Origin of the sequence: Thalassovita aquimarina (assembly GCF_018219815.1) — a bacterium.
Classification (GTDB): domain Bacteria; phylum Pseudomonadota; class Alphaproteobacteria; order Rhodobacterales; family Rhodobacteraceae; genus Thalassobius; species Thalassobius aquimarinus.
Genome location: NZ_JADMKU010000067.1, coordinates 1 through 257 on the forward strand (window position 1 = coordinate 1; position 257 = coordinate 257).

The following is a 257-nucleotide window of genomic DNA, read 5'->3' on the forward strand; positions in this document are numbered from 1 at the left end:
TCACCTACACCTTCGCGATCAGCAATACCGGCAACGTGACGCTGAGCAATGTCGGCGTGCAGAGCGACACGCTGAAGCGCGCGGATGACAGCGTGATCAGCAATGCGATCACCAGCTTCGCGCTGACCCCGGGCCAGTCCACCACGCTGGCGCCGGGCGAAAGCACCGAATACACCGCCACCTACACCGTGACCCAGGCCGATATCGACGCCGGGGGCCTGCGCAACAGCGCGACCGTGGTCGGCACCTACGGCGGC

1 protein-coding gene is annotated in these 257 nt (G+C 66.1%); it reads left to right on the forward strand.

Annotated features, from left to right (window positions below; genetic code table 11):
* Positions 1 to 257: DUF7507 domain-containing protein (locus tag IT775_RS21210; protein WP_212703241.1), on the forward strand; the 257-nt coding region annotated here is incomplete at both ends.